The following is a 22320-nucleotide window of genomic DNA, read 5'->3' on the forward strand; positions in this document are numbered from 1 at the left end:
TGCCGTGATGCCGCGAATGCGTCAGCGCCGGCGGTACGCGTCGCGCGACGACAGCGCATTGCCGTGGAAGTCGAACAACGTGTTGTTGTCCCACTGGTCACCCGCGCCGAGCTTCCAGCCGACCCCCGGCGTCGGGATCCATTCCGGCTCCCACCAGAACACGCCCTTGCCGCGATTGCCCGGCACGCCCTTCACGATATCGACGACCGCCGCGAGGAACTGCGCCTGGCCGGCCGGCGACGGCGGGAACGCGGTCGAGCCGGTGTTCGTCATCGCGTTCGGTTCCGAGTCGCCGTCGCTGGTGGTCCACGGATACGCGGTCTCGACGACGATCAGTTCCTTGTCGTATCGCACCGCGAGGTCGTTCGCGTTGTTGCGCAGGTCGTCGAGCGCGCCTTGCCACTGCGGGTAATACGACAGGCCGATCACGTCGAACATGACGCCGCGCTGCGTCGCGCTGTCGAACCACCAGCGGCTTTTCGCGTTGTCGCCGCCGCTGTCGATGTGCAGCATCACCTTGATGCGCGGATCGACGGCCTTTACCGCATCGCGGCCCGTCTTCAGCAGCTGCGCGAGGTTGTCCCACTGGTCGTAGCGGCCGAGCGGCCACAGCATGCCGCCCGTGATCTCGTTGCCGATCTGCACCCACTCGGGCCGCACGCCGGCGCGCTGAAGCTGGCGCAGCACATCGGTCGTGTAGGCTGACAGCAGCGCGCACGTTTCGGCGAGATTCTTGCCGGCCCACGCATGCGGCGGGTATTGCTTGCCGGGGTCGGCCCACCAGTCGCTGTAGTGGAAATCGATCAGGATGCGCATGCCGAGCGCAGCCGCACGCTTCGCGAGTGCGACGACATGGGCCGCATCGTTGTAGCCGGCCGCATCGCTCTGGTTCGCCGGGAAGAAATCCGGGTTGCCGGGATCGTTCCATACCTTGATGCGGATCGAATCGACGCCGTGCGCGTGCAGGATCTTCAGGCAGTCGCGCGGATGGCCGCGGTCGAAGTACCGCGCGCCGTGCGCCTCGAGCTCCGGCAGCGTCGACACGTCGGCGCCCATCGCGAACGGTGCGGTGGCCGCGCCACGCGCGATGCCTTGCGCGGCGGCCGGCAGCGCGCCGGCCAGGTCGACACATGCGAGCGCAGCGGTCGAGACACTCCAGCGCAACATCGATCGTCGGTTCATTGTCATCCTCCAGTTTTTCGGCCCGGTCGATCGATCGCAGGATCGCGGGCCTGGTCGGTTTAAGCGCTTAAATTTTGGCCTCGATGTGAGGCCGGATCGAGCGTAGCGCAGCCGGCGATGCCTACGCAAAGAACGCGTGCGTTACCTACTATCTGGCGCTATGCGCGCACCCCGACCCGATACCGCGTCGTCTGCCGATAGGTGTCGCCCGGATGCAGGATGGTTTCGTCGCCCAGCGCGTCCATGTTGACCTGGTTCGGAAAGAACCCGGCTTCGACGCACAGCGCCGCGTGCCGTCGGCACGCGACACCGCCGTTCACACGCACACCATCCAGATAGTTGCCCGTATAGAGCTGCAACCCGCGCTGATCCGTCGACACGGCAAGCTCCCGGCCGCTTTCCGGATCGTAGATCGATGCGACGGGCCGCACGTTGCCCCCATGGTCGCGCAGCACGTAGCAGTGATCGAACCCGCGCCCGCGCGTGAGCTGCGCATGCGGCCAGTCGAGGCGGGCGCCGATCGGCGCGCTCTGCCGGAAATCGAACGCGCTGCCCGTCACGTCGGCGGTGCCGGTCGGGATCAGCGCATCGTCCACTTCGACGAACGCATCGGCGTCGATCCGCAGCAGGTGGCCGCGCACGTCGCTGCCCGCGCGTCCGCTCAGGTTGAAGTAGCTGTGATTCGTCAGGTTCAGCGGCGTCGGCGCATCGGTCACGCCCGCATAGTCGATCGTCAGCGTGCCGTCGTCGTCGAGCATGTAGCGCACCTGCACGCTCACGTTGCCGGGGAAGCCCGCATCGCCTTCCGGCGAATCGAGCCGCAGCGTCAGCCCGCCGCGGTCGTCGATCACGTCCCAGCGCGCGCGGTGAAAGCCGCTCGCGCCGCCGTGCAGCAGGTTGCCGTTCTCGTTGCGGTCGAGCGTGTAGTCGATGCCGTCGAGCGTGAAGCGCGCATTCGCGATCCGGTTCGCCCAGCGGCCGACCGTCGCGCCGAGGTACGCACCCGCTTCGAGGTAGTCGGCCGGCGTGTCGTGGGCCAGCACGATATCGGCGAAGCGCCCGGTGCGGTCGGGGGCAAGCCACGATACGACGGTCGCGCCGAGATCGCTGACGACGACGCGCATGCCGTGCGCGTTGCGCAGCGTGTAGCGCCGCACCGGATCGCCGCCGGGCAGCGTGCCCCACGGCTCGGACGGGATGCGGCCGACATCGGCTGACGGGCGGGGGGAGTCGGTATCGATATGCATGAATGAGTTCGCTCGTGGGCGGTGAATTCAGTGAGCCGATGCCGCGCGTTCCTGGTATTCGCGCGGGGTGCAGCCGAGTTCGCGGCGGAACACCGCGTACATGTATTGCAACGACGTGAAGCCGCAACGGATCGCGACTTCCGCGCTCGACGCATTGCGGCTCGCGAGCAGCGCCTGCGCGGCCTCGAGCTTGTGACGCAGGATTTCCTGGTGCACGGTGCGCTGCAGTTCGCGCCGGAAGTGCTCTTCGAGCAGCGAGCGCGACACGCCGACATAGTCCGCGACCTGTTCGGTCTTGATCCCCTGGCACGCGTACTGCCGGATGAAATGCCGTGCGCGCATCACGTGCGGGCTCGCGAGCGGCTGGTGGCGCGTCGATTCAAGCACGTTGATGCCGACCGGCGGCACGAGGATGCGCTGTCCGGGAAAACGCGCGCCGCGCAGCATCCGGTGCAGCAGGTGCGCGGCGGTGCGGCCCATTTCCTCGGTGCCCTGGATCACCGACGACAACGGAATGCGCGTCAGCGTGCGCGTGAGCGGATCGTTGTCGATGCCGATGATCGCGACCTGTTCCGGCACCGCGATGCCGGCGAGCAGGCACGCCTGCAGCAGGTGCCGCGCGCGCGCATCGGTGACGGCGATCACGCCGACGGGCTTCGGCAGCGCATGCAGCCAGTCGATCAACTGCTCGATCGCGTGATTCCAGCCCGACGCACTCGTCGACAAGCCCCGGTAGATCGGCGCGTCGAGCCCGTCCGCGCGCGCGAGCCGGTCGAACGCAAGCTCGCGCTGCTGCGCCCAGCGGTTCTCCTGCGCGACCGGCAGGCTGTACATCGCGAAATGCGCGAGCCCCGCGCCGATCAGATGGGTGTACGCGAGCGACACGAGCTTGGGGTTGTCGGTCGCAATATATGGGACGCCGTCCGGGTACTGCGCCGGATCCTCGTACGACGAACCGACCGCGACGATCGGCAGCGGCGAGCCGGCGAGCGCGTCGGCGACGGCCGGATCGTCGAAGTCCGCGATGATGCCGTCGCCGTCGAAGCGCTCGATGCCGGCGAGCCGGCAGCGGAAGTCGTCTTCGAGGAACAGGTCCCACACGACACGCGTCGTGTGCAGGTACTGGCCGATGCCGCTGATGATCTCGCGGTCGTAGACCTTGTTCGCGTTGAACAGCAGCGCGATGCGGTGCGGTGTCTGGGCGGAAGGGGCGCGGGTCATGTCAGTCTCGGGGCGGGCGCCGCTCGGGCGCCGTGCCGTTGTCTCCGTGGCGCGCGGGCGGTGCCGCGCGGTTCTCTGGTGTCCGGCGATTGTAGGACGGAACGCGGGCCGCGCGAGCGCGGCTGGCAAGAAACGTTAAGCGTGCTGCGCAATTTCGCAATTGCCGGCCGGCAGGCGCGCGGGCACGATCCAGCCAACCGGATTCGGCCGCGTGCATCGTCGCGATGCGCGTTGCGCTGCAACAAGACCCTGCACGGAGACACCATGTCGTATTTCGAACACATTCCCGCGATTCGCTACGAAGGTCCGCTGTCGGACAACCCGCTGGCTTACCACCACTACGACCCCGCGAAACGCGTGCTCGGCAAGACGCTCGCCGAGCATCTGCGGATCGCGGTCTGCTACTGGCACACGTTCGTCTGGCCGGGCCACGACATCTTCGGGCAGGGCGCGTTCCGGCGGCCGTGGCAGCAGCCGGGCGACGCGCTCGAGCGGGCGCGGATGAAGGCGGATGCGGCATTCGAATTCTTCACGAAGCTCGGCACGCCGTTCTATACGTTCCACGACACCGACGTCGCGCCGGAGGGCGACAGCCTGCGCGAGTACGCGGCCAATTTCGCGCGGATGGTCGACTATCTCGGCGAGCGCCAGCAGGCGAGCGGCGTGCGGCTGCTGTGGGGCACCGCGAACCTGTTCTCGCACCCGCGCTTCGCGGCCGGCGCCGCGACGAACCCGAATCCCGACGTATTCGCGTGGGCCGCGACCCAGGTGTGCCATGCGCTCGACGCGACGCACCGGCTCGGTGGCGAGAACTACGTGCTGTGGGGCGGCCGGGAAGGGTACGAGACGCTGCTCAATACCGACCTGAAGCGCGAGCGCGATCAGTTCGCGCGCTTCCTGTCGATGGTCGTCGAGCACAAGCACCGGATCGGCTTCGACGGCGCGCTGCTGATCGAGCCGAAGCCGCAGGAGCCGACCAAGCACCAGTACGACTACGACGTCGCGACCGTGCACGGCTTTCTCGTGCAGTACGGACTGCAGAACGAGATCCGCGTGAACATCGAGGCGAACCACGCGACGCTCGCCGGCCATTCGTTCCATCACGAGATCGCGAACGCATTCGCGCTCGGCGTGTTCGGCAGCGTCGACGCGAACCGCGGCGACCCGCAGAACGGCTGGGACACCGACCAGTTCCCGAACAGCGTCGAGGAGCTGACGCTCGCGTTCTACGAGATCCTGCGCCACGGCGGCTTCACGACCGGCGGGATGAACTTCGACGCGAAGGTGCGGCGCCAGAGCGTCGATCCGGAAGACCTGTTCTATGGCCACGTCGGCGCGATCGACGTGCTCGCGCTCGCGCTCGAACGCGCGGCGGTGCTGGTCGAGAACGACCGGCTCGATGCGTTGCGCCGGCAGCGCTACGCGCAATGGGACGATGCGTTCGGCCGCAAGATCCTGTCGGGCGGCTACACGCTGCAGGCGCTCGCGGACGATGCGCTCGCGCGCGGCGTGGACCCGCGGCATGCGAGCGGCGCGCAGGAGCGGCTCGAGAACATCGTGAACCAGGCGATCTACGGGCTGCGCTGACATCATGTATCTCGGACTCGATCTCGGCACGTCGGGCGTGAAGGCGGTGCTGCTCGACCGCGACGGCGCGGTGCGGGCGAGCGCGAGCTGCCCGTTGACGGTGAGCCGGCCGCGGCCGCGCTGGTCCGAACAGGCGCCGCATGACTGGTGGGACGCCGCATGCGGCGCGCTCGCCGCGGTCGTCGGCGAAGCCCGTGCGGCCGGCATCGATCCGCGCGACATCGACGCGCTCGGGCTGACCGGACAGATGCACGGTGCGACGCTGCTCGACGCGCATGGCGACGTGCTGCGCCCGGCGATCCTGTGGAACGACGGCCGCGCGGACGCGGAGTGCGCGGAACTCGAGCAGCTCGCGCCCGCGCTGCGCGCGGTGGCCGGCAACGTCGCGATGCCGGGCTTCACGGCGCCGAAGCTGCTGTGGGTGCGCCGTCACGAGCCCGACGTGTTTGCGCGCATCGCGCACGTGCTGCTGCCGAAGGACTATCTGCGCTACCGGCTGACGGGCGCGTTCGCAACCGATCCGTCGGATGCCGCCGGCACGCTGTGGCTCGACGTCGCGAAGCGCGACTACGACGACACGCTGCTCGGCGCGTGCGGGCTGTCGCGCGCACAGATGCCGGCGGTGTTCGAGGGCAATCGCGTGACGGGCACGCTGCTGCCGGCCGTCGCGCGCGCGCTCGGGCTGCGCGAGATCCCGGTGGTGGCCGGCGGCGGCGACAACGCGGCCGGCGCGGTGGGCGTGGGGATCGTGCGGCCCGGCGATGCCCTGCTGTCGCTCGGCACGTCGGGCGTGTATTTCGCGGTGTCGGACGGGTTTCGCGCCAACCCCGAATCGGCGGTGCACAGCTTCTGTCACGCGTTGCCCGATACGTGGCACCTGATGTCGGTGATGCTGAACGCGGCCGGCTGCATCGACTTCACCGCGCAACTGACCGGTTACGACGGCGTCGCGGCGCTGCTCGCCGATGCGGAGGCGAACGCGCGCACGACCCGGCCGTGGTTCCTGCCTTACCTGAGCGGCGAGCGCACGCCGCACAACGACGTGAATGCGAAAGGCGTGTTCTACGGGCTCACGCCCGACACGCAGCGCGCGGATCTGGCGAACGCGACGCTCGAAGGTGTCGGCTTCGCGCTGCTCGACGGGATCGACGCACTGCATGCGGCCGGGCTCGCGCCCGACAGCATCACGGTGATCGGCGGCGGCTCGCGCAGCGCGTACTGGACGCAGATGCTCGCCGACCTGAGCGGCCGCGCGCTGACGCTGCGCGCGGGCGGCGAGGTCGGTCCGGCGCTCGGTGCCGCGCGGCTCGCACATCTCGCGCTCGAACCGGGGGCGTCGCTCGACGACGTGTGCCCGCAACCGCCGATCGTCGCGGTGCGCGAGCCCGACTTCGCGCGGCACGCGTGGTATCGCGATGCGCGGCGGCCGACGTTTCGCGCGCTTTACCGCGCGCTCGAACCGGTGTTTGCGACGGGCGCATGACCGGCGGTGCGCCGGCGCGATCCCGTGCTTTGCAGTGACCCGATGCGGGCGGCCCATTCCGGCGGCCGCCCGGCGTTCGTGAGGTGGTTCCATAACAAGGAGTGGAGACATGAAATCCGTGACGCGTCGTACCGTATTGAGTTCGCTTGCCGGCGCCGCCGCGCTGGCGCTGTTCACGCTCGGCGCACCGCTCGCGCATGCGAGCAAGGACAAGCCCGAGATCGGCTTCTGCATCGACGACCTGCGCGTCGAGCGCTGGTCGCGCGACCGCGACTATTTCGTCGCGGCCGCGACCAAGCTCGGCGCGAAGGTGTCGGTGCAGTCGGCCGACGCGAGCGAGGAGCGGCAGATTTCCCAGATCGAGAACCTGATCTCGCGCGGCGTCGACGTGATCGTGATCGTGCCGTTCAATTCGAAGACGCTCGGCAACGTCGTCGCCGAGGCGAGGAAGGCCGGCATCAAGGTCGTGTCGTACGACCGTCTGATCCTCGACGCCGACGTCGACGCGTACATCTCGTTCGACAACCAGAAGGTCGGCGAGCTGCAGGCGCAGGGCGTGTTCGACGCGAAGCCGAAGGGCAACTACTTCCTGCTCGGCGGCGCGCCGACCGACAACAACGCGAAGATGCTGCGCGAGGGCCAGCTGAAGGTGCTGAAGCCGGCGATCGACCGCGGCGACATCAAGGTCGTCGGCCAGCAATGGGTGCCCGAGTGGAGCGCGTCGACCGCGCTGCGGATCGTCGAGGATGCGCTGACCGCGAACAACAACAAGATCGACGCGATCGTCGCATCGAACGACGGCACCGCGGGCGGCGCGATCCAGGCGCTCGCCGCGCAGCAGCTGGCCGGCAAGGTGCCGGTGTCCGGGCAGGATGCGGACCTCGCGGCGGTCAAGCGCGTGATCGCCGGCACGCAGACGATGACGGTCTACAAGCCGCTGAAGCTGATCGCGAGCGAAGCCGCGAAGCTCGCGGTCGATCTCGCGAAGGGCGCGAAGCCCGCGTTCAATGCGCAATACGACAACGGGAAGAAGAAGGTCGACACGGTGCTGTTGCAGCCGACGCTGCTGACCAAGCGCAACGTCGACGTCGTCGTGAAGGACGGCTTCTATACCCAGGCCCAGCTCGCCAGCCAGTAATGGCACGGCAGGCGAGATGCACGCGGCGGCCAGACGGGCGGCCGCGTGCGCATTGCGAGGCAATGAACGTATGACCGAACCCTTGCTGACGATGCGCGGCATCGTCAAGGCATTCGACGGCGTGAAGGCGCTCGACGGCATCGACCTGACCGTGCGCCCCGGCGAGTGCGTCGGCCTGTGCGGCGAGAACGGTGCCGGCAAGTCGACGCTGATGAAGGTGCTGTCGGGCGTCTACCCGCACGGCACCTGGGATGGCGAGATCCGCTGGGAAGGCGCGCCGCTCGTCGCGTCCGGCGTGCGCGACACCGAGCGCGCGGGCATCGTGATCATCCACCAGGAACTGATGCTGGTGCCCGAGCTGTCGGTCGCCGAGAACATCTTCCTCGGCAACGAGATCACGCTGCCCGGCGGCCGCATGCACTACGCGGAGATGGTGCGGCGCTCCGAGGCGCTGCTGCGCGAGCTGCGGATCGACGCGATCAACGTCGCGCAGCCGGTGATGAACTACGGCGGCGGCCATCAGCAGCTGATCGAGATCGCGAAGGCGCTGAACAAGCGCGCGAAGCTGCTGATTCTCGACGAGCCGTCGTCGTCGCTGAGTGCCGCCGAGACGCGCATCCTGCTCGACATCGTGCGCGACCTGAAGCGGCGCGGCGTCGCATGCGTGTACATCTCGCACAAGCTCGACGAAGTCGACGCCGTGTGCGACACCGTGACCGTGATCCGCGACGGCCGCCATGTCGCGACCGAGCCGATGCGCGCGCTGACCACCGACCGGATCATCGCGATGATGGTGGGCCGCGAGATCCGCAACCTGTATCCGCGCGAGCCGCACGAGATCGGCGACGTCGTGCTGGAGGCGCGCAACGTGACCTGTCACGACGTGGCGAACCCGCGCCGCAAGCGCGTCGACGACGTGTCGTTCAGCGTGCGGCGCGGCGAGATCCTCGGCGTCGCCGGGCTCGTCGGCGCGGGCCGCACCGAGCTGATGCAGGCGATCTTCGGCGCGTATCCGGGCGCGAGCACGGCGACCGTGCGGATCAACGGCCGGCCGCTCGCGATCCGCTCGCCGGCCGATGCGATCCGCGCGGGCATCGCGATGGTGCCCGAGGATCGCAAGCGCCACGGGATCGTGCCGCAGCTCGGCGTCGGCCACAACATCACGCTGTCGGTGCTGCGCCGGTTCGCCGCGCGCGGGCGGATCGACGCGGCCGCCGAACTCGACGCGATCCGCACCGAGATGCAGCGGCTGTCGGTGCGCGCCGCGCATCCGTTCCTGCCGATCGCGAGCCTGTCCGGCGGCAACCAGCAGAAGGCGGTGCTCGCCCGGATGCTGCTGGCCGACCCGCAGGTGCTGATCCTCGACGAGCCGACGCGCGGCGTCGACGTCGGCGCGAAGGCGGAAATCTACCGGCTGATCTTCGCGCTCGCGAAACGCGGCGTCGCGCTGATCGTCGTGTCGTCCGAGCTGCCGGAAGTGCTCGGGCTCGCCGATCGTGTGCTCGTGATCGGCGAAGGCGAGTTGCGCGGCGATTTCGTCAATGACGGTCTCACGCAGGAACAGATCCTCGGCGCCGCGCTGAAACCCGCGCGGCAGCCGGCCGAACCCATTGCAGCGAGTACCCTATGAATACCGAACTGTCTTCCTCCACCGCCGTGCCGCCGGACGCCGACGCGCGCCGCACGCACGGCCATCCGCTGCGCCAGGTCTTCGTGCGCTACAAGGTGCTCGCGCTGCTGTTCGCGGTCGCGGCGATCTGGCTGTTCTTCTCGGTGCTGACCGATGGCGCGTTCGTCACGCCGCGCAACGTGTCGAACCTGCTGCGGCAGATGTCGATCACCGGGATGCTCGCGTGCGGGATGGTGTTCGTGATCATCGCGGGCGAGATCGACCTGTCGGTCGGCTCGCTGCTCGGGCTGCTCGGCGGCGTCGCGGCGATCCTCGACGTCAATCGTCACTGGCCGGTCGCCGCGACGGTGCCGGCGGTGCTCGCGCTCGGCGTGCTGGTCGGGCTGTTCAACGGCTGGTGGTCGACCTACCGGCGCGTGCCGTCGTTCATCGTCGGGCTGGGCGGGATGCTCGCGTTCCGCGGGATCCTGCTCGGCGTGACGGGCGGCTCGACGATCGCGCCGGTGTCCGACGGCTTCGTGTTCATCGGCCAGGGCTATCTGCCGCGCACCGTCGGCGACGGCCTCGCGGTGCTGCTGTTCGCGCTCGTCGCGCTGCTGGTCATGCGGCAGCGCGGTACGCGGCACCGTTACCGGCTCGCGGTCGCGCCGTTGTGGCAGGACATCGCGAAGATCGTCGGCGCCGGTGCGGTACTGTTCGCGTTCGTCGCGACACTCGACCGGTATGGCGGCATTCCCGTGCCCGTGCTGCTGCTGCTCGCGCTGCTCGGCGTGTTCTCGTGGATCGCGACGCAGACCGTGTTCGGCCGGCGCATCTATGCGGTGGGTTCGAACCTGGAGGCGACGCGGCTGTCGGGCGTCGACACCGATCGCGTGAAGCTCGCGATCTTCGCGCTGATGGGGCTGATGTGCGCGTTCGCGGGCATCGTCAACACTGCGCGGCTCGCGGCCGGCTCGCCGTCGGCCGGCACGATGGGCGAGCTCGACGCGATCGCCGCGTGCTTCATCGGCGGCACGTCGATGCGCGGCGGATCGGGCACCGTCTATGGCGCGCTGATCGGCGCACTCGTGATGGCGAGCCTCGACAACGGGATGTCGATGCTCGACGTCGACGCGTACTGGCAGATGATCGTGAAGGGCGTGGTGCTGGTGCTGGCCGTGTGGATCGACGTGGTGTCGCGGTCGAACCGGCGGTGACGGGCGATGACGGGCGATGACCGGCGATGCGGGCGCGATCGCCGCTTGCGGAGGCACCGGGCGCCGGGCAGCGGCGCATGCCGTTCTACCCGGCCTCCGCCTTGACGAAGTCGACGAACGCGCGCAGCGGAGCCGGTACGAAACGCCGCCCCGGGTAATACAGATACGGGCCCGGGAACGGTCGCCACCATGCGCCGAGCACGGGCTCGAGCGCGCCGCTCGCGAGGTGCGGACGAAGCCAGTCTTCGAACAGGTGCACGATGCCGAGCCCGGCGCAGGCGGCGTCCACGACGAGATCGACGGCACCGCCGATCTGCACGACAAGCGGGCCCGACGGCTCCACGCGGACCACTTCGCCGTTGCGCTCGTATTCCCACGCCGGCATCGCGCCGCTCGCGAACCGGCCGCGCAGGCACGCGTGATCGAGCAGGTCGCGCGGATGCGCCGGACGGCCGCGCCGGTCGAGATAGGCGGGCGCCGCGGCGGTCGCGAAGCGTTGCGACCGCGGGCCGATCGGCACGGCGATCATGTCCTGCTCGAGGCGCTCGTCGTAACGGATGCCCGCGTCGCAGCCGGCCGCGAGGATATCGACGAAGCTCTCGTCGGCCACGACCTCGAGCCGGATCTCCGGATACGCATCGAGAAAGCGCGGAACGATCGACGGCAGCACGAGCCGCGCCGCGCTCGTCGGGACGTTGAGCTTCAACGTGCCGACCGGTTTCTCGCGGAACGTGTTGACCACGTCGAGCGCCGCCTCCACCTCGCTCAGCGCCGGCGCGAGCCGCGCGAGCAGGCGCTCCCCGGCTTCGGTCGGCGACACGCTGCGCGTCGTGCGGTGCAGCAGCCGCACGCCGAGCTGCGCCTCCAGCCGGCGCACCGCTTCGCTGAGACCGGACGCGCTCGCGCCGACCATTCGTGCGCCTTCGCGGAAGCCCTTCGCCCGTGCCACCGCCACGAACGCGTTCAGATCGCCGAGATCGACTTGCATTGTTCGCCTTTTCGTACAGGTCGTGCAGATTATGACCGGTTATCGCGCAGCGCGACACGGCGTAACCTGCGATCACGCATTCGATACAGGAGCATCATCATGTCCCCCATTGTTCAGTCCGGCACGTATTCCATCGCAGGCCGACGCGTTCACCGCATCGGCTATGGCGCGATGCAGCTGGCCGGCCCCGGCGTGTTCGGTCCGCCGAAGGACCGCGCTGCGGCGCTCGCCGTCTTGCGCGAAGCTGTAGCCTCGGGCGTCGACCATATCGACACGAGCGACTTTTATGGCCCGCACGTGACGAACCAGCTGATTCGCGAAGCGTTGCATCCGTATCGCGACGACCTGCTGATCGTGACCAAGGTCGGCGCGAAGCGCGGCGACGACGGCTCGTGGCTGCCGGCGTTCTCCGCCGACGCGCTGGCCGCCGCCGTGCACGACAATCTGCGCAACCTCGGCCTCGACGTGCTCGACGTGGTCAACCTGCGGATCATGTTCGACACGCACGGCCCGGCCGAAGGCTCGATCGAGGCGCCGCTCACCGCGCTGGCCGAACTGCAGCGGCAGGGCCTCGTGCGGCACATCGGGCTGAGCAACGTCACGGCCGCGCAGATCGCCGAAGGGCGCCGGATCTGCGACATCGTCTGCGTGCAGAACCATTACAACCTCGCGCATCGGAACGACGACGCGCTCGTCGATGCGCTGGCCCGCGACGGTATCGCGTACGTCCCGTACTTTCCGCTCGGCGGCTTCAATCCGTTGCAGTCGTCCACGCTCGACGCGATCGCGGCCCGGCTCGGCGCGACGCCAATGCAGACCGCGCTCGCGTGGCTGCTGCAGCGCGCGCCGAACATCCTGCTGATTCCGGGCACGTCGTCGGTCGCGCATCTGCGCGAGAATCTGGCCGCCGGTGCATTGACGCTGCCCGAGGATGCGGTGCGCGAACTCGACGGCGTCGCGTCCGCTCACGGATGACATCGGCGCCCCGCGCAACGGCTCCGTGGGCGCCGCGAGATTCGCGCTGCGTGCGGGGAAGCGTGCCGGCGCATTACGGCGGGATCGATGTCGAGTCTGGCGCGGCTTCGCGAGCCGACTTCGATCTGGCGATCGTCGTGCCGCCGACGCGAATATCGCAGCCGCTCAGTCAGGTTTGAGCGTCGGCAGTGCATGCAACGCACGATCGAGCACCTGCCGCGTGCGCATCCACGCGATCTCCCGCCAGTCGGGATCGGCCGGCAGAAACGCGTCGAACAGCGCGCGCTTGATCCTCCTGCCGAGTGCATCGCGCGGATCGCCGTGCAGATGCAGCCAGTGATCGTCGCGTAGCGCCGCGTGTATCGACGCTTCCGGAAGCGTTCCGCATTCGATCACGAGCTGCATCAAATGCGTATCGGGCAGCGCATCGAGCAGCGCCTGCGACGTATAACCGGTGGCGCGTGCGGCCACGCCGGTCTCGCTGATCGCCGCATCCTGCGCGGTCAACAGCGTATGGAGCCACGGGCCGTACAGTCTTTCGGCATCGGCTAGCGCCGGATAGCGCGCCTGCGCGATCGCCATCAGCATCGGATGGCCGAACGGCCCGGCACCGGTATGCAGGTCGAACGCGATCGCGACGCGTGCCGCGCGCAGATGCTGCGCGACGATCTCGCGCAACGTCCGGTTCGACCACGTCGCCTGCCGTCCGCCGTAATAGAGGCCGTCGGCATGCACATACTGCCCCGCGCCGAGCAGTGCCTGATAGCCGGACCAGCCAAGCGAACGCAGCTGCGTGTCGAGCCGTTCATCCGCGCGCCGGCGCTCCGGGCCGTCGAAGTCACGACACGTATAGATGTCGTGGATCGACTCGTAGCCCGGGTTGCTCGGAAGCGCGGCATCGAAGTCCACATAATTCCGGTTCAGGTCGACGTTGTCTTCGTTGACGCGCCGCACCCATGCGGTGCTCCACGGGTTGATCAGATGGACCATCAACACTGCGACGTCGGGCGGCAACGCGCGTCCGACGCGTTCGTGCAGCCATTCCGCCTGGCACGTCGACCCGTAGTAGCCTTCGACGCCATGCGTGCCGGACACGACCGCCAGCACGCGGCGCGCATCCCGCGGACCGAGCCACGCGACGTCCGTCGCAAGCGTTTCGCCTTCCGGCCCAGTGAGCGGATGCGGATGCGTCGTCACCGTCGCGCCGGCGGCTTCGGCCGCATGGAGAAACCGTGTACGTTGCCGCGTGAAATCGGCATCGACCGGGAAACCGTTCTTCATCGTTGAATCCTCGAGATTTGCGCGAGAATTTGCCGCGGGCCGCTACCGTCTGCCCGTCTGCCGTCGCCGATTCGATCGACTGCCGCCGTCGCCGCGCGTCAGCGCGCGTGTTGCAGATCGAGCGTCACCGCACCGACCGGCCGCGCGCAGCACAGCAGCACCGAGCCTTCCGGCGGGGGCGACAGCGGGGCTTCGTCATAGACGACGCTGCCGGACAGCAGCGGCGTCATGCATGCATTGCACAAGCCGGCGCGGCAATTGAACGTCGGAGCGTACCCGGCCTGCTCGGCCATCTCCAGCAACGATCCATGTTCCGGCAGCCAGTGTAGGGGCTCGCAATCCGGCCCGAAACGCACGGTCACCACATCGCCATCGACATCGGGCGTCGCGGTGCGCGCGGCGACAACTGCCCCGGACGGCGCCGCAATGTCGCGTGGTGATGTGGCGGTATCGCTGTCGCTATCGAGCACCGTGGCGGGCCCGAAGAATTCGTAGTGGATCCGCTCGCGCGCGATGCCCAGCCCGCGCAGCAGTCGCCAGTTCGCCTGCATGAAACCGGACGGACCGCACAGGTAGACGTCGTAGTCGTCGAGCGGGAGCAGTGACTGCAGCAGTTCACGCGTCACGAGCCCGCGACTGTCGAATCGGTCGCGCGCGTGGTCGTCTTCGAGTGGTTGCCGGTAGCACACGTGGACGTCGATATGGTCCCGCGCCGCGGCGAGCGCGCGTACTTCGTCGGCGAATGCGTGAACGGTGCCGTTCTCGCACGCGTGAATGAAATGCACGCGGCGATGCGACGCACGCGATAGCCGATGCAGCATGCTGACGAGCGGCGTCACGCCCACGCCGCCACTCAACAGCAGGACCGGCCGCTCGCTGCTTTCGTCGCACACGAACGCACCGCCGGGGCCGGCGAGTTCAAGTTCGGTACCGACGTCGACGCTCGCATGCAAATAAGTGGAACCGCGGCCCGGTGGCGCCTCGCTGCTGCCGTCTTCGCGCTTGACCGAGATGCGCCAGCGCGACGTATCGGCGGGGTCGCCCGACAGGCTGTAGTGACGCAGCACGCGCTCGCCGTCCGGCAGCGTCAGCCGCAGCACGACGAACTGACCGGGCGTGAAGGCGAGCGACCGCGCGCCGTCCACCGGCACGAGTTCGAACGACACGATCGCACTGCTTTCGCGCGTGCGCGCCACGACGCGAAACCGCTCGAATCGGCCCGGCGCGGACGCCGAAATCAGACTGCTGTCGGCCATGTTATCGCTCCGCCTCGCACGCGGTGGCCGCTGCCTGTTCGGCGTCGATCATCTCACCGAGCGCGCGCCGGAACCGCAGCGGTCCGGAATCGATCGCGAGATCGATATTCGGCTTGCGACGGCGCGCCATGCCGGCATGCACGGCAGCCAGCACCGCACGATCTTCTTCGAACGCATGGCGCACGTCCTCCTCGAATGCACGCGACACGTTCTCGTCGCCGGGCGCGAAATTGCGCGTCTGGAACCAGAAGTAGCGGGTGTGCGCGTCATCGACGGGCGTCATGAAGTTATACGAGTTCATCAGGAACACGTCCGGATGCGCGACACCGTCGTCGCCGCCCATGCCGGCCGGCGTGAAGATTGCCTTGATCACGGCCACCGACGGAAACCGCACCTCGTAGTGCTGCTTGCGATCGCAGCGCCCCGAAAAACGCACGAACTTCGCGTAGAACGGCGCGACTTCGACGTCGCGCATCCAGCGCGACACGGTCACACCGTTCGCGGCGACGTTCGTCTTCAGCGGCTCGGATTCACACGCGGCGTTACCGAACGACGAGCGATGCACCCATGCGACATGCGACGGATCGAGCAGGTTGTCGGTCATGTACAGATAGTGGCAATCAATGGTCATCGCGTCGCCGCAATTGACGCCCCAGGCCGGATCGTCCCATTCGTCGATCGTCAGGATCGCGTCCGGGTCCGCGCTTGATTCGTCGCCCATCCAGACCCACACGAGCCCGTAGCGTTCGGCCACCGGATAACGCCGCACCACGGCCTGCGCCGGAATCCGCGCCGAGCCGGGTGCGCGCACGCATGCGCCGGAGCAGTCGAATGTCAGCCCGTGGTAGCCGCATTCGACGTGGTCGCCTGTCAACCGGCCCATCGACAGCGGCAGCATCCGATGCGGGCATGCATCCTCGAGCGCGACCGGCGTGCCGTCGGCCTTGCGATACAGCACGATCCGCTCGCCGAGCATCGTCACTGACGTGAGCCCGCGCGTGACCTCCTTGTCCCGCGCCGCGACATACCACGCGTTTTTCAGAAACATTCCGTTCTCCTTTGTTCGGAGCCGCATGCGACGGCTTCGCTTCACCAGACGTAAGCATAAGAAGCCACAAACAGAAAGAATAGCTGCCTAAATCTGGTCAATGATTTAGCATCTCTAAAACGTTTTTCGTCTACGATCACGCCTTTACCGGGTCCAACATCATGAGTACGCTTCCCCCGTTGCGCGCATTGCAGGTCTTCGAAGCCGTCGGCCGCTGCGGCGGTATCGCCGAAGCCGCGAAACGCCTCGGCATCTCGGCAGGCGCCGTCAGTCAGCAGATGAAACTGCTCGAGGACACGCTCGGCCTCAGCCTGCTCGAGAAGGACGGCAAGCGGCTGCGACTCACGGCGGCCGGGCGCCGCTATCACGAACGCTGTGCGGACGCGTTCGAGCGGCTGCGCATCGCGCACGCGGAAGTCGACCGGTCTCGACACGAGCACACGCTGAGAATCAGCGCGTTGCCGTCGCTGCTGTCGAAATGGCTGGCGCCGCGCGTGCTCGACTGGCAGCGGGCGTACCCGGAATTGAGCGTCTATCTCGACGGCACGCACGCCGAACCGGCGCCGGACGGATGCGAGATCGATTTCCGGATCAGCTACGGCGAGCGTGTCGCGGATGTCGACAATGCGATCGAGCTGTTTCGCGACGTGGTGGTGCCCGCCTGCAGCCCGGGCTTGCTGCGTGATCGCAGCCCGCTTGCTGCGCCGGCCGACTTGCTGCCGTTCCCGCTGATTACGATCGACTGGCAGCCGAAGTTTGCGTCGCCACCGTCGTGGCAGGCGTGGTTCGACGCCCATGGTGTGGACGCGTCGATGGCAGCGCCGGTGCGCCATGCGTTCTCGCTGTCGAGCGTCGCGATCCAGGCAGCCGTCGATGGTCACGGCTTCGTACTGGCGCAATCGTCGATGATCTGCGACGACGTCGCCGCCGGGCGACTCGTCGTGCCGCTCGCGTCGGGTTTGCCGCTGCCGTGGCCATACTTCGTCGCGTGGAAGAAGAGCGCGTTCGATAAGCCGGAGTGCCGCAGCTTCCATCGCTGGCTGCTCATGCGCGCGCGTGAACAGCAACAGGTCAGCGACGCACTCGTTACGGCCTGCCCCGACGCAGCGTAGCGGGGCCGCCGGTGCAACGAACTGACCGGCCCGGCGGCTGATCCCGCGGTCCGCGCCGTAACCCTGGCGCGGGACGACAGCCGATCAAGGATTCGGCTGGCCGGCATCGAAATAACGCTGCTCCAGGCGGTGGATTGTCCCGTCCTGCTTCATCGCGGCGATCGCGCCGTAGATCTTCTCGCGCAACGCGCCATCCTCCTTGCGCAGGCCGATCGCCACGCCTTTCCCGAGCGTCTTCTCGTCCACGACCGGTTCGCCGAGGAACGCGTAGCCCGCACCTTGCGGCGTCTTCAGGAACCCTTGGCTTGCCGCGACCATGTCGGTCAGCGTCGCGTCGAGGCGGCCCGCGCGCAGGTCGTTGTTGACGAGTTCCTGGTTGGCATACGACACGACCTCGATGCCGGCCGGCGCCCAGTAGGTTCGCGCATAGGTCTCCTGCGTCGAGCCCTGTGCAACACCCACGCGCTTGCCGCGCAGCGATGCGACGGTCGGCGTGATGTCGCGGCCGCGCAGACCGATCAGGCGGCTCGGCGTATTGAACAGGGACGTGGAAAACGCGAGTTGCGTCTCGCGCTGCGGCGTGACAGACAGCGCGGACAGGATCGCATCGAACTTGCGGCCCTTGAGCGCCGGGATGATGCCGTCGAACGCCGTCTCGACCCACACGCATCGCGCATTGACGCGGCGGCAGATCTCGTTGCCGACGTCGATGTCGAAGCCGACGAGTTGCCCCGACGGTGCTTTCGATTCGAACGGCGCGTACGACGGGTCCACGCCAAAACGCAGGCGTGTCGCATCGCCCGCGTGGGCGGAAGCGGCGGTCATCAAAATGACCAGACCGGCAATTGCTTTCTTCATATTTGCTCCAGGGGACTTGGGCAGGATCGGCTTGCACTTGGCATGGGCTGCACGTCGGCCGATGAGGTGACGTGACCGGGACCCAGCGTAAAAATCCAAAATTGCGTCGAACAGGGGCCTTGCGCTGCGCGGTTATTTAGTTTTTCTAAAACGCGCTACGACGGCGGCTTGCGGTGGATGCGCGAGGGGAAACTCTGGCAGTTTTTGCAGATGCGTTGTCATCTTCCACAAATTCAGGCCAGGTGAATGTAGATAAAGTACTCGTCACGGTGACGCTTCAAAGCGCCGGAGTGTCAGGGTCTCGTGCTTCGAGCCGGTAGTGAACAAGCGTTGTGGAATGTGGAGGGCTGCCGTGCGTCATGAATCAATGGAGCATCGTTCACGCGCAAGTCAGCGCCATTGACAGAGCGCCGACAGCTCAACCGTGAGGCCAAATCAAATTGGGGAGTCGATCATCATGAAGCTTGTCTTTTCGAAAGCCGTAAAGGCAATAGTGTCCATGTGCGCCATTCAGAAGCTGGACATCATGGTCTGCAATTCGGCCGGGCAGGAAGTCCCGTACGTCATGTTGTTCACCATGTATGGCTTCGTCTGAGCGCGGAACCATCGCTTTACAAGGAAGGAGTTTCTCATGCGAACGATAATTGCAGCGGTACTCTGCATTGCCATGTTCTTCCCGTTGGCCGCAAGCGCCGGTGTAGCCGACGCGAGCTGCGCCGCGGCGGCGGTCACGACTGGAAAGACGCGCGCGGAGGTACGGGCTGAACTAGTGCAGGCAGAGCGCGACGGATGGATTCCGGCACACTCGGGCAGGCAGCGAAACTATCCGCCCGATATGACCCAGGCTCGCCGGAATCGCGATGTCCAAGATGCAGGCGCTGGTTCGACGCCATCCTACCAGGCATCGAACCAGCAACCTTGAGAAACCACCGTGGCGCCGGCATGTCGGCAATGAAATACCGCCGCATCGTCATGTCGAAGCGTGGGCGAGCATCGCTCCTTAGAATTTATGTCGAACAGCGAGCCGGAAAACCATCTGGTGGTTATTCGACGAATCGCCGGATCCGCCAATGTCGGCGACCGCCAGCGCACCCGTCGACGATGTGCCGGAAGCGCGTTGCCAGCCGCCCGAGAAGTATACGTCGGTACGTTTCGACAGCAGATAGTCCAGCGTGAACGCGACCTGATTGTAGTGCTGATTGCCGACGGAATTGCCTTGTGCCGTCGTGACGCTCCGCGCTTTCATATAGTCATACGCGACGCCGACGAAAAACGCCGGCGTGACACGGTAGTTCAAACCGATGTCGTAGTTGCTGAAGATGGCCGTGCCGTTCTGGAACGACGCACCCAGATTCGCGTATTGAACGTTCGAGTACGACGCGCTGATCGTCGCATTGCCGATCGTGTAGGCCGCCGCGATGACGGCGTCCTGATAGGCTTGTGCGACCTGGTAAGCCGAGTTCAACGACGAGGCCAGCAGATTGAAGCCGCTTGCATAGTTGGTGAACCATCCGTTACCTGGCGTCGACGTCGGGTGTTTGAAGTAGTCGAACGCCGCGCCGATCTGAAGCGGACCGTGTGTGTAACCGGCTCCAACCGAATAGCCCGACGTCGAGGTGAAGTCGCCGGGCACGCCGCCGAGGCTGTATTCGACGCCAAAGGAGAAGCCGTGGAAGTCGGGGCTCATGTAGCGCACCGAGTTGTTGAATCGCACGCTGTTACTGGTGTTGTCGAAATCGCCCGGATGCGCGCTCGGCAGGTCGCCAACCGCCGCGGAACCGGCAAGAAACTCGGGGAAATACCACACCATGTCGTATTGACGGCCGACGGTGAGCGCGCCGTAAGTATCACTGCTCAGTCCGACGAAAGCCTGCCGGCCAAACGCCGTGCCGCCCTGCGCAAGTTGTCCGTTATTCACGTTGATGCCGGACTCCAGCGTAAAAATGGCCTTGAGACCGCCTCCCAGATCTTCCTTGCCCGTCAGCCCCCAGCGACTGCCGTCGATACCGTCCAGCGAGTCCATGTAGACGGCCTTGCCGCCACCCACGTTGGTCTGGTAATGAATACCGTTGTCGATCTCGCCATAGAGCGTGACGCTACTTTGGCTATGCGCGACGGAGCTGGCGAGCCCCACGAGCGAGCCGACAATGATTTTGATTTTTTTCGTTTTCATGAGATCTCCGCATTTCAAAGGCAATACAAAAGAACAGTTCAACTAACGTTCATCGATTCAGTGCGCGGTACAGGTCAGGCCGAAAAGGACTTCTTCAGGTCTTTCTTCGTCAGGCCATAGCAGGCGCCCATCAGGGCCACGCAAGCCGCTGCAACGAGGATTGGCGCCGCTGCAACGCGAAACATCGCGTCGGCGGTCCAGTTGTTCGCGTACAGCACGCCCGCGAGATAAGTGCCGCCCGCGGCGCCGAGGCGACCGAATCCATAGGCCCATGCGACGCCCGGGGCGCGCAGTTCCGGGCTATAGAAGAGCGTGCACAATGCGATGGCGCAGGTTTGTCCGCCGCTGATGCAAAAGCCGCAAAAGAAGATCGTCGTGAGCAAGGCGAGATGCGATGAGCCGATTGCTACCGAGATCGCGTACATCGAGACGGCGCCGCCGACGTACGCCGCGGACAGGATTCTGTAAGGGCTCGTGCGGTCCATGATCGGTCCCATCAGCAGACTGGCCACGATGCCTCCGATGATCACCGTGATGGTCGCCCAGACCACCAGCGCGGGCGGGAACGAGATGGACGCGAGAACGGTCGGTAGCCAGCTTTGCAGGAAATAGAACGCGGCCAGGTTGATCGCGAATACGGCCCACAGCAGGAATGTCCCCACGCGGAATTGCGCGGAGAACAATCCGAGCACGCTTGCATCCGCAGGCTTCTCTTCGTGAGTGACCAGCTCGGTGTCCGGTTGCAGCGTGAAATCGGGAAAGAGGCGCCGGGTTGCATGAAGCAGTTCGGCCCGATCCGCATTTCTCGACAGATAGGCGACGGATTCCGGCAGCAGCGGGATCAGCAAGACGGTGAGGCCCAGTGCCGCGAGCCCGCCCAACCACATCGGACCTTGCCAGCCAAAGCGCGGAATCAACGCGCTACTGCAGAGGCCCGCGAAGATAAACCCCAGCGCATACCCGAGGTAGACCAGAACGACGAACGTCGCGCGGGTTCTCTTCGGGCTGAATTCCGAAACGAGGCCCACCGCGCACGGCGTGGCCGCTCCGAGGCCGATGCCCGTGAGGAACCTCAACGCGATCAGTTGCGGCACGCTGGTGGCAAAGACGGTGAGCAGCGTGAACAGACCGAAAGCAGCGGTTGCCACGAAGGCAATCTTCTTCGTGCCGAAGCGCTGGGTCACGAACGGAATGCCGAAGTTGCCGATCAGCAGCCCGAAGAAAACCGCTGAAAAAATCGCGCCGAATACCGCCTTGGGCAGGTGCCATTCGTTCGCGAGAACGGGCACGATGAAGCTGATGACCTGGGTGTCGAAGCCATCGAACAGCATGAGCAGCGCACAGAAGGCGACGATGAAATACTGCCTCCTGCCGATTCTGCGACTATCGATCAGATCGTAGACGTTGATTTGCCGTATTTCCATATTGTTCTCCTTGCATTCAAAGGAAGGGTTTACTCCGGGTATTGCATTTTGTTTTCTGGTTTTAAAGGCGGCGATGCGGGTGGTTGTAAATAAATGGTAAATAAAGCGGGTTTAACGAATCATTAATTAATATGACAAGTACTTGCCTCATTGCTGAGGCTGTTTTGTTATGCGAATAGAGCGGTGCTGCGGATCAAACTGCCGACGACCCTGACGTGCCGGCGCGAGCGCCATACGCAATGGCGCGGCGCTGCTGCCGATTCCGGTATTCGCGTCAAAAAATCTGTCTCGCCTTATTTATTATTTCGTCGTTCCGGATTTCACTGCGCTTAATGAAATCCGGGTCGCCCGGATCATGAATTCATTTGATTGCACGGGGAAATATTGCCGCAGTTCGAGCAGCATTTCTTATTCTTGTGTTGCAGCAGTGGCGCTCCGTTCGGCAGATTGTGCTGCGTGAGCCGGCGATCGAAGCGCAATTCGCGGTCGGTGGCTCGCCGAACTTCGGGGCGACGTCCGCG

The 22320-nt window shown here is 66.3% G+C and carries 19 protein-coding genes; 9 read left to right on the forward strand and 10 right to left on the reverse strand.

Features of this window, described 5'->3' with window-relative positions:
• Positions 1–21 precede the first annotated feature (21 nt).
• From DIE06_RS23240 to DIE06_RS23250, 3 genes are all read right to left on the reverse strand, one after another.
• The gene (locus tag DIE06_RS23240) at positions 22–1182 is read right to left on the reverse strand and encodes an arabinogalactan endo-1,4-beta-galactosidase (RefSeq protein ID WP_124663356.1); all 1161 of its coding nucleotides are present in this window, start codon (positions 1180–1182) and stop codon (positions 22–24) included.
• Between the two features lie 158 nt (positions 1183–1340).
• Complete coding sequence (locus DIE06_RS23245; RefSeq protein ID WP_124663357.1) at positions 1341–2429, reverse strand: aldose epimerase family protein; 1089 nt, start codon at positions 2427–2429, stop codon at positions 1341–1343.
• 27 nt (positions 2430–2456) lie between these two features.
• Positions 2457–3650 carry a DNA-binding transcriptional regulator gene (locus DIE06_RS23250; RefSeq protein WP_124663358.1) on the reverse strand — a complete coding sequence of 398 codons (1194 nt, stop codon included), beginning with the start codon at positions 3648–3650 and terminating at the stop codon, positions 2457–2459.
• A gap of 264 nt (positions 3651–3914) precedes the next feature.
• Between DIE06_RS23250 and xylA the strand changes: the two genes are divergently transcribed.
• The 5 genes from xylA to DIE06_RS23280 all read left to right on the forward strand — a co-directional run bounded on the left by xylA (position 3915) and on the right by DIE06_RS23280 (position 10684).
• Entirely contained in the window at positions 3915–5237 is a 1323-nt protein-coding gene (xylA, locus tag DIE06_RS23260; protein WP_124663359.1) for a xylose isomerase, read from the forward strand.
• A 4-nt stretch (positions 5238–5241) separates the two neighbouring features.
• Positions 5242–6720 carry a xylulokinase gene (gene xylB, locus DIE06_RS23265; RefSeq protein WP_124663360.1) on the forward strand — a complete coding sequence of 493 codons (1479 nt, stop codon included), beginning with the start codon at positions 5242–5244 and terminating at the stop codon, positions 6718–6720.
• Between the two features lie 109 nt (positions 6721–6829).
• Positions 6830–7858 (forward strand): D-xylose ABC transporter substrate-binding protein, encoded by a 1029-nt coding sequence (gene xylF, locus DIE06_RS23270; protein ID WP_124663361.1) that lies wholly within the window; start codon positions 6830–6832, stop codon positions 7856–7858.
• Between the two features lie 70 nt (positions 7859–7928).
• Positions 7929–9488 carry a D-xylose ABC transporter ATP-binding protein gene (gene xylG / locus DIE06_RS23275; protein ID WP_124663362.1) on the forward strand — a complete coding sequence of 520 codons (1560 nt, stop codon included), beginning with the start codon at positions 7929–7931 and terminating at the stop codon, positions 9486–9488.
• Positions 9485–10684: a sugar ABC transporter permease gene (locus DIE06_RS23280; protein WP_124663363.1), complete on the forward strand. Its 1200-nt coding sequence runs from the start codon at positions 9485–9487 to the stop codon at positions 10682–10684. Before xylG ends, DIE06_RS23280 begins: the two co-directional genes overlap by 4 nt.
• Before the next feature lie 85 nt (positions 10685–10769).
• Here the strand turns inward: DIE06_RS23280 and DIE06_RS23285 are convergent, their stop codons facing one another.
• A complete protein-coding gene (locus DIE06_RS23285) occupies positions 10770–11672 on the reverse strand; it encodes a LysR family transcriptional regulator (RefSeq protein WP_124663364.1) in 903 nt (300 codons plus the stop codon).
• 99 nt (positions 11673–11771) lie between these two features.
• Here DIE06_RS23285 and DIE06_RS23290 point away from each other — a divergent pair, with 99 nt between their 5' ends.
• Complete coding sequence (locus DIE06_RS23290; protein ID WP_124663365.1) at positions 11772–12647, forward strand: aldo/keto reductase family oxidoreductase; 876 nt, start codon at positions 11772–11774, stop codon at positions 12645–12647.
• A 165-nt stretch (positions 12648–12812) separates the two neighbouring features.
• On the opposite strand, the gene DIE06_RS23295 is transcribed toward DIE06_RS23290, so the two are convergent.
• The 3 genes from DIE06_RS23295 to DIE06_RS23305 form a co-directional block, all read right to left on the reverse strand.
• Positions 12813–13928, reverse strand: a complete 1116-nt coding sequence (locus DIE06_RS23295) for a DUF2817 domain-containing protein (protein ID WP_124663366.1) — start codon at positions 13926–13928, stop codon at positions 12813–12815.
• Positions 13929–14026: 98 nt separating this feature from the next.
• Positions 14027–15184 (reverse strand): FAD-binding oxidoreductase, encoded by a 1158-nt coding sequence (locus DIE06_RS23300; protein ID WP_124663367.1) that lies wholly within the window; start codon positions 15182–15184, stop codon positions 14027–14029.
• Position 15185: 1 nt separating this feature from the next.
• Entirely contained in the window at positions 15186–16232 is a 1047-nt protein-coding gene (locus tag DIE06_RS23305) for an aromatic ring-hydroxylating dioxygenase subunit alpha (RefSeq protein WP_124663368.1), read from the reverse strand.
• 161 nt (positions 16233–16393) lie between these two features.
• Here DIE06_RS23305 and DIE06_RS23310 point away from each other — a divergent pair, with 161 nt between their 5' ends.
• Positions 16394–17344, forward strand: coding sequence for a LysR substrate-binding domain-containing protein (locus tag DIE06_RS23310; protein ID WP_124663369.1), 951 nt, complete (start codon positions 16394–16396; stop codon positions 17342–17344).
• Between the two features lie 84 nt (positions 17345–17428).
• Here DIE06_RS23310 and DIE06_RS23315 read toward each other — a convergent pair whose 3' ends face one another.
• Entirely contained in the window at positions 17429–18202 is a 774-nt protein-coding gene (locus DIE06_RS23315; RefSeq protein WP_124663370.1) for an ABC transporter substrate-binding protein, read from the reverse strand.
• A 457-nt stretch (positions 18203–18659) separates the two neighbouring features.
• Here DIE06_RS23315 and DIE06_RS38410 point away from each other — a divergent pair, with 457 nt between their 5' ends.
• Together DIE06_RS38410 and DIE06_RS23320 are read left to right on the forward strand one after the other, a co-directional pair.
• On the forward strand, positions 18660–18797 hold the full coding sequence (locus DIE06_RS38410) for a hypothetical protein (protein WP_185733456.1): 138 nt from the start codon (positions 18660–18662) through the stop codon (positions 18795–18797).
• A gap of 36 nt (positions 18798–18833) precedes the next feature.
• Positions 18834–19124, forward strand: coding sequence for a DUF4148 domain-containing protein (locus DIE06_RS23320; protein WP_124663371.1), 291 nt, complete (start codon positions 18834–18836; stop codon positions 19122–19124).
• Between the two features lie 78 nt (positions 19125–19202).
• On the opposite strand, the gene DIE06_RS23325 is transcribed toward DIE06_RS23320, so the two are convergent.
• Both DIE06_RS23325 and DIE06_RS23330 read right to left on the reverse strand, forming a co-directional pair.
• Positions 19203–20375: a porin gene (locus DIE06_RS23325; protein WP_124663372.1), complete on the reverse strand. Its 1173-nt coding sequence runs from the start codon at positions 20373–20375 to the stop codon at positions 19203–19205.
• 74 nt (positions 20376–20449) lie between these two features.
• Positions 20450–21799 carry an MFS transporter gene (locus DIE06_RS23330; protein WP_124663373.1) on the reverse strand — a complete coding sequence of 450 codons (1350 nt, stop codon included), beginning with the start codon at positions 21797–21799 and terminating at the stop codon, positions 20450–20452.
• Positions 21800–22320: the final 521 nt, after the last annotated feature.

The organism is Burkholderia sp. Bp8998, assembly GCF_003854235.1.
In the GTDB taxonomy this organism is placed as follows: domain Bacteria; phylum Pseudomonadota; class Gammaproteobacteria; order Burkholderiales; family Burkholderiaceae; genus Burkholderia.

Bases quoted from the DNA above. Each gene is read 5' to 3' on its own strand.
- DIE06_RS23305 (WP_124663368.1), bottom strand. From the start codon at position 16,232: ATGTTTCTGAAAAACGCGTGGTATGTCGCGGCGCGGGACAAGGAGGTC.
- DIE06_RS23280 (WP_124663363.1), top strand. From the start codon at position 9,485: ATGAATACCGAACTGTCTTCCTCCACCGCCGTGCCGCCGGACGCCGAC.
- DIE06_RS23325 (WP_124663372.1), bottom strand. From the start codon at position 20,375: ATGAAAACGAAAAAAATCAAAATCATTGTCGGCTCGCTCGTGGGGCTC.
- DIE06_RS23315 (WP_124663370.1), bottom strand. From the start codon at position 18,202: ATGAAGAAAGCAATTGCCGGTCTGGTCATTTTGATGACCGCCGCTTCC.
- xylB (WP_124663360.1), top strand. From the start codon at position 5,242: ATGTATCTCGGACTCGATCTCGGCACGTCGGGCGTGAAGGCGGTGCTG.
- xylG (WP_124663362.1), top strand. From the start codon at position 7,929: ATGACCGAACCCTTGCTGACGATGCGCGGCATCGTCAAGGCATTCGAC.
- DIE06_RS23290 (WP_124663365.1), top strand. From the start codon at position 11,772: ATGTCCCCCATTGTTCAGTCCGGCACGTATTCCATCGCAGGCCGACGC.
- xylA (WP_124663359.1), top strand. From the start codon at position 3,915: ATGTCGTATTTCGAACACATTCCCGCGATTCGCTACGAAGGTCCGCTG.
- xylF (WP_124663361.1), top strand. From the start codon at position 6,830: ATGAAATCCGTGACGCGTCGTACCGTATTGAGTTCGCTTGCCGGCGCC.
- DIE06_RS23320 (WP_124663371.1), top strand. From the start codon at position 18,834: ATGCGAACGATAATTGCAGCGGTACTCTGCATTGCCATGTTCTTCCCG.
- DIE06_RS38410 (WP_185733456.1), top strand. From the start codon at position 18,660: ATGAAGCTTGTCTTTTCGAAAGCCGTAAAGGCAATAGTGTCCATGTGC.
- DIE06_RS23250 (WP_124663358.1), bottom strand. From the start codon at position 3,650: ATGACCCGCGCCCCTTCCGCCCAGACACCGCACCGCATCGCGCTGCTG.
- DIE06_RS23245 (WP_124663357.1), bottom strand. From the start codon at position 2,429: ATGCATATCGATACCGACTCCCCCCGCCCGTCAGCCGATGTCGGCCGC.
- DIE06_RS23240 (WP_124663356.1), bottom strand. From the start codon at position 1,182: ATGAACCGACGATCGATGTTGCGCTGGAGTGTCTCGACCGCTGCGCTC.
- DIE06_RS23310 (WP_124663369.1), top strand. From the start codon at position 16,394: ATGAGTACGCTTCCCCCGTTGCGCGCATTGCAGGTCTTCGAAGCCGTC.
- DIE06_RS23295 (WP_124663366.1), bottom strand. From the start codon at position 13,928: ATGAAGAACGGTTTCCCGGTCGATGCCGATTTCACGCGGCAACGTACA.
- DIE06_RS23330 (WP_124663373.1), bottom strand. From the start codon at position 21,799: ATGGAAATACGGCAAATCAACGTCTACGATCTGATCGATAGTCGCAGA.
- DIE06_RS23300 (WP_124663367.1), bottom strand. From the start codon at position 15,184: ATGGCCGACAGCAGTCTGATTTCGGCGTCCGCGCCGGGCCGATTCGAG.
- DIE06_RS23285 (WP_124663364.1), bottom strand. From the start codon at position 11,672: ATGCAAGTCGATCTCGGCGATCTGAACGCGTTCGTGGCGGTGGCACGG.